Below are 5998 nucleotides of genomic sequence, written 5' to 3' on the forward strand. Positions count from 1 at the left end.
GTTCACGTTATGTTCTACGCCGTTTCAGGCCACCTGTCACCACATGATGTGGTCCCGGACTCAAAGGGATAAGCCTTCAAGGGGATTGTGATTGATAAATATCAATGCGGTGCTTGTCTTCGCCCGCCGACGGCACATCTTGCAACATATTGGTTGCTGGCCGGGGCCGAACACACACCATGGACGGCAGTTGGCCATCCGCACGCACCCGCGCAGCCGAAACGGGAAAATTTCCACCCTGAATGTGCGCGATTTCGCCACGGCGACCAGCCGCGCCCCGCGTTCCGTCAGAACGGCTCCATCAGCCGGTCCAGGTAGTCCTTTTCCGGGGCCGGCCGCTCCGGCTCGTTGGCGCGGCGGCGCAGTTCGCGCAGGATCTCGTGGGCGCGACGGGTGTCCGGCTCGGTCGGCACGTCCACCGAGTCATCGTCCACGCCGCCCGAGGGCCGGTTGAAGGGGTCGCGGCCCGGTCCGGGCCGGAACCCCGGCCCCATCTGTCCGGGCATCCCGGGGCCACCGGGCTGGAGCCCGAAGCCGGGGAGGGGCAGGCCCATCATGCCCATGCCGCCGGGACCGCCCGGCCCCATCATCTGGCCCATGGCCTGACCCTGGCCCTGCGTCAGGGCCTCCAGGGCGCGGCCCTGGGCCTGGGCGGCGGCGCCGGTATCGCCCTCGGAGAGCGCCCGCTCCGCCTCCCGCATGGCCATGTCGGCCTCGCCCAGTTGCTCCGGCACCTGATCGGTCATCTCACCCAGATCGGCCATCAGGTCCTCCAGCGCCTCCCGCAACGCCCGCTGGCGCTCCTGGAGGTCGCGGGCCGTCTCGCTCTGGCGCTGCGGGTCCGGGCTCTGGCCGTCGCCCGCCCGGTCGTTCCCGCCCGGTCGCGGCGGCATGCTCGGGAACGGCAGATCGGGAAACGGCCGGTCCAGGGACAGGCCCGGGGTCTGCCGGCGTTCGGCGGCCTCCGGATCGGCGCGGAAGGTCTCGTCCAGAAGCGCGCGCTGCCGGCGGGCCAGCTCCTGCAGGCGCTGCATCATCTCGTTGGCCCGGGCCATGGCCTCCATCTCCGCCCGGGTCGGCGGCCGGGCCGATTCCAGCCGCTCCAGCATCCGCTCCAACTGGTCGAGCATGGCTTGAGCCGCCTCGTCGGCCCCCAGTTCGGTCAGGTCTGACAGGCGATCCATCATCCGCTGGATGTCCTCGGGGCTCACCATCTCCATGCCCTGCGGCATGGGCAGGTCCATGGGCGGCATGTCGAGCAACGGCATGGCCTCGGCGAGTTCGCGCATCATGCGGTCGAGGGCCTCGCGCAGGTCCGCCAGACGGCGCTCGATCTCCTCGCGCGGCGCGTCCCGCTCCAGCGCCTCGCGCAGGGCCTCGCGGGCCGCCTGCAGGTCATCGCGGGCGACGGTCAGGGTGCCGTCCTCCAGCGCCAGCGCGATCGACCACAGCAGGGCCAGATCCTCGGTGCGGGCGCGCCCGTCCGGGGCGAAGGCCAGCCGGGCGGCGGCGGTGGACAGGCCCAGGTGAACCGCCAGCCGGTCGTCGTAGGCGGCCGGGTCCCGCGCCAGCCCGAGCAGCCCCTGCGCCGCCGCGTGCGCGCGGTCGGGGCGCATGACCAGGGCGCGGCGCAGATCCACGACGGCCTGGGCCACCGGGTGGGAGAACCGGCGCTCGGGCAGGATCACATCAATCTGTTCGCTGGCGCCCGTCTGCGCGGCGCCGTCCTCGGCCGTCAGGCGCAGCGCGACCGCCGTGCCCGCCCAGGGGTGGGCGCTGAGGTCGCGCGCGGCCTCCACGCCGCCGACGCCGTCCGGCGGCACGGACAGATCCAGGTCCGCCGGGTCGCCCAGCGCCTGATCGCCCGCCGCGCGGACCGCCAGGGTCACGCCGGTCACGCCGTGGTCGTCCACCGCGCGGTAGGACAGGGCGAGCCGGCCCCGGTCATCGCCCTCGGGCGGGGCGGCCCAGGCCACTTCGGGCGGCAGGTCGGCGACGACGTGCAGCGGCCGGTCCACCAGCACGGCGCCGTCCTGGGTCAGACGCAGACGGGATCCCTCGGAGACCGTCAGGTCCAGGCGCTGGCCGCCGTCGCCGGTGATCTCCAGGGGGCGTTCGGGCTGGCCCGCCCCCAGATCGAGCGTGCCCGGCCCGCTGCCGCCGCGCAGCAGCACCAGCACGGACCCGCCGGCCGGCAGCACCAGCGGGGTGGGCCCGACGGGCTGGCGCGCGGCGTCCGGCGTCTCCGGCCCGGCCGAACCCGAACGCGGCGCAGGGGCGTCGCCGGCGGGCGGGGCGGCCGGAGCGCCCTCGTCCGTCGCGGCGTGGATGTAGAGGGGCGCGCGCCCGGTGTAGGCGGGCGGCGTGATCCAGACCTGGGCCACCGCCGGCGGGGGCGGCGCGCCCAGGCGCGGCGACAGCCCGGCCACGAGGCGGCCCAGCGGATCGGGCCAGGCCATGGTGAGCGCGGCGAACAGCAGCAGCAGGGGCACGAAGCGCAGGGCGCGCGGATCGCGCGCGGCCAACCCGGGGCGGGGCGGCCGGGGCCGCAGCGCCTGCGCCCGGGCGCGCATGTCGGCCTGATGGCGCGCCCACAGGGCCCGGGACAGGGCGTCGTCGCGGCCCAGCATCTGGGTGTCGCGGGCCGCCGTCAGGGGGCGGTGCCCGGGCGCCGCGCCGCCCTCCAGGCGGGATACGGCCTCGGCCCGGGTGGGGCAGCGCCAGATCCGGCCGGCCTGGAGCAGCAGGGCCGCCACGCCCCCGGCCAGCGCCAGCAGGACGGCCAGATGCAGCCACCCGGGCAGGCGGGGCAACACCCCGGAGACCAGGGCGGCAAGGCCGACGCCCAGCAGGGTGAGGGCCGGCCACAGGGCCCGCCACGCCCGCTCCCAGGCCAGCGCGGCCCAGGACAGAGCCACCGCCAGCCCTACCGGAGGTGAGGTTGATCCGGACCCTGTCCGGGCTGCGATGGGGTGTCCGGATCCACGGCGCCGCGGGCCGCCGCCAGGGGGTGGCGGCGGGCGACTCGACGGGGCGGACCCGGGCCGCCCGGATGCGGTCTGGTCGTCGGACATTGGGGGCATATGGCCCCGCCGCGGGGGTCCGTCCATGCCCTCGGTCCCTGATTTTTCAGTCCGTTTGATGACACCCAGGGCCCGCGCGCGGTGTCCGTGGACAGCCGCGCCGCAGACCGCCCGAGCGGTCCGGCGATGCGGCGCGCGGCACGGCCGTCAGCCGTGCGGTGGGGTCATATTTGGCTTATATTGCGACGACATTAAACTACACCACAAAATATTGTATGCACGATTGAGGGGTCTTGCATGTTCCTGTTTCGATCCCGTTGCCTGCCCCGGGCGGCGCGGGTATCGTGAGCGCCATGATGCAGGAAGCGGAAACCAAGGAAAGCGATCGTCAAAAAAGCGGCTTAATTGCAAGCGGCTTGTCATCAGGCGTGAGAAGATGGGTCCTCGCGAAAACAAAAGCAGGCGCGTCTTGATAGGGCTCACGTTCGACTGACGACGATTGTTATCCGTATTTTCCGGAGTTGTCGGATCGGCGACTTCGCAGGGGATGGTGTCGCCGACGGAGCCGGCGGCCTTTCCCCTTGATCGCGCACCCGGGAGGCGGGCATCGTGCGGTCTTCTCTGCGGAACAGGGAATGGCGGTGATGGCTGCGGGCCGCGGGTCGGCCGGTCCCGGCGATCTGAAACGGTGTGCCGCCGGCGGCGTCCCGGGAGGGGTCCGGATCCCTGACATGATGGATGGATGACGTCCCGCATTCCGTGTTCTCGCACGCGGACCTGCGGGAACGTGGGGGGTTTGCTGTGCCAGGAAGGGATGGGTATGGACGCGACTGCGCCGGAACTGGATATCAAGCCGCTCTGGACCCGGGTGAGCCAACACCTCAGGCGTGAATTTGGGCCGGCCGCCTACAAGAGCTGGGTGCAGCCGATGGTGGTGACGGTGCAGGCGGACGGCGCCGTCTCGCTCGGCCTGCCCACCCGTTTCATGCGCGACTGGGTCCTGACCCACTACGCCGACCGGATTCGGGACATCTGGCTGGCGGCCGACCCGCTTCAGCGGCCGATCGGCTTCGACGTCGCCGCCCCGGACGCGGCGGGCGCGGCCGCGCCCGCCGGGTCGGACGCCATCGCGACACCGGACCTGGATGCGGCCGAGCCCACGACCGGAGCCCCCGCGCCCGCGGCGGGCGCGGGGCGGACGGGCCCGCGCCTGGTGCCGGCCGCCGCGCGCGGCGAACCGGACCCCACACCCGCCAGAGAGGTGGTCGGCGCGCCCCTGGACCCGCGCTACACCTTCGACACCTTCGTGACCGGCAAGCCGAACGAGTTCGCCTATGCCGCCGCCAAGCGCGTCGCGGAATCCGAGCGGGTCTCGTTCAATCCGCTGTTCCTGTACGGCGGCGTGGGCCTGGGCAAGACCCACCTGATGCACGCCATCGCCCATCACATCCGCACCTCGGACCCGAACCGGAACGTGGCCTATCTGTCGGCCGAGAAGTTCATGTACAGCTTCATCCGGGCGCTGCGGATGCACGACACCATCTCGTTCAAGGAGCAGTTCCGCTCCGTGGATGTGCTGATGATCGACGACGTGCAGTTCATCAGCGGAAAGGACTCCACGCAGGAGGAGTTCTTCCACACCTTCAACGCCCTCGTGGACCAGGGCCGGCAGATCGTGCTGTCCGCCGACAAGTCGCCCAACGACCTGGAGGAGATCGGCAACCGCCTGCGCTCCCGTCTCGCGATGGGGCTGGTGGCCGACCTGCATCCGACCACCTATGAGCTGCGGCTGGGGATCCTGGCGTCCAAGGCCGAGCAACTGGGGGTGGAGGTGCCGCCCAAGGTGCTGGAGTTCATCGCCCACAAGATCGTGTCCAACGGCCGCGAGGTGGAAGGCGCCCTGACCCGGCTGGTGGCCCACGCCCAGCTCGTGGGCCGGCCGATCACGCTCGACACCACCCGCGAGGTGCTGCACGACCTGCTGCGCGCCCATGATCGACGGATCACCATCGAGGAGATCCAGAAGAAGGTCGCCGAGCACTACAATATCCGCATCGCCGACATGTCCTCGGCCCGGCGGTCGCGCGCCGTGGCGCGGCCCCGTCAGGTGGCCATGTACCTGTCCAAGCAGCTCACCCAGCGCTCGCTGCCCGAGATCGGGCGCAAGTTCGGCGGCCGCGACCACACCACGGTGATGCACGCGGTCAAGAAGATCGAGGAGTTGTGCGGCACCGACGCCGGATTCGCCGAGGACGTGGACCTGCTGCGGCGCATGCTGGAGACGTGAGCCCGTCCGACTCCATGCCCCTGCATCTCGTGAAACTCTGCGTCGGGATTGACGCGCCCGACCAGTTGCGCGCGCTCCAGCACGGGCGCCGGCTGGCGGTGGGCGACGCGCTCGTCCACACCACCCGCATGATCCCGCGCCGCGCCGACGAGATCGTGCCGGGCGGCTCGCTCTACTGGGTGATGAAGGGCGCCGTCCGCTGCCGTCAGACCATCCTGGACCTGGAGCCGGTCACCGACCCGGAGACCGGCCGTTCGGCCTGCCGCATCCACCTGGATCCGACCGTGGTGGACACCGAGGCCTGGCCCTGGCGGCCGTTCCAGGGCTGGCGCTACCTGCCGCCCGAGAAGGCGCCGCCCGACCGGCGAACCGGGACCGGCGGCGGCGCGGGCGGGGCCGACGACGTGGCCGCCATGCCCGACGACATGCAGGCCGCCCTGCGCGAGATGGGGTTCCTGTAGGCGTGACCCCGCAGCGGCCGCCCGCCGTCCACAGGGCGACGGGCTCAGGTGAACGGGATCGCTCTTCCAGGTCTTTGCAGTTGGGCGGGGATCTGCGCTCGAGGTCCTTCAGCCGCTTCGCGGCTTCAGGATGACATCCTATATTTTTAAGGCTCAGTTTGCGTTAGATATGCATGCTGGTTGTTTGGGCGAGATAAGTCCGGCGATGCATGCCAGGATTGCACGGG

3 protein-coding genes are annotated in these 5998 nt (G+C 71.7%); 2 read left to right on the forward strand and 1 reads right to left on the reverse strand.

The features are described 5' to 3' along the window. Positions 1-287: 287 nt before the first annotated feature. On the reverse strand, positions 288-2918 hold the full coding sequence (locus GHC57_RS18490) for a TIGR02302 family protein (RefSeq protein WP_170294971.1): 2631 nt from the start codon (positions 2916-2918) through the stop codon (positions 288-290). Positions 2919-3843: 925 nt separating this feature from the next. Here GHC57_RS18490 and dnaA point away from each other — a divergent pair. Further along, a complete protein-coding gene (gene dnaA / locus GHC57_RS18495; protein WP_246152496.1) occupies positions 3844-5310 on the forward strand; it encodes a chromosomal replication initiator protein DnaA in 1467 nt (488 codons plus the stop codon). Further along, complete coding sequence (locus GHC57_RS18500) at positions 5307-5771, forward strand: DUF1489 family protein (protein ID WP_343031212.1); 465 nt, start codon at positions 5307-5309, stop codon at positions 5769-5771. Before dnaA ends, GHC57_RS18500 begins: the two co-directional genes overlap by 4 nt. The last annotated feature ends 227 nt before the right edge of the window (positions 5772-5998 follow it).

This window comes from Roseospira navarrensis (assembly GCF_009601025.1).
Lineage (GTDB): Bacteria > Pseudomonadota > Alphaproteobacteria > Rhodospirillales > Rhodospirillaceae > Rhodospira > Rhodospira navarrensis.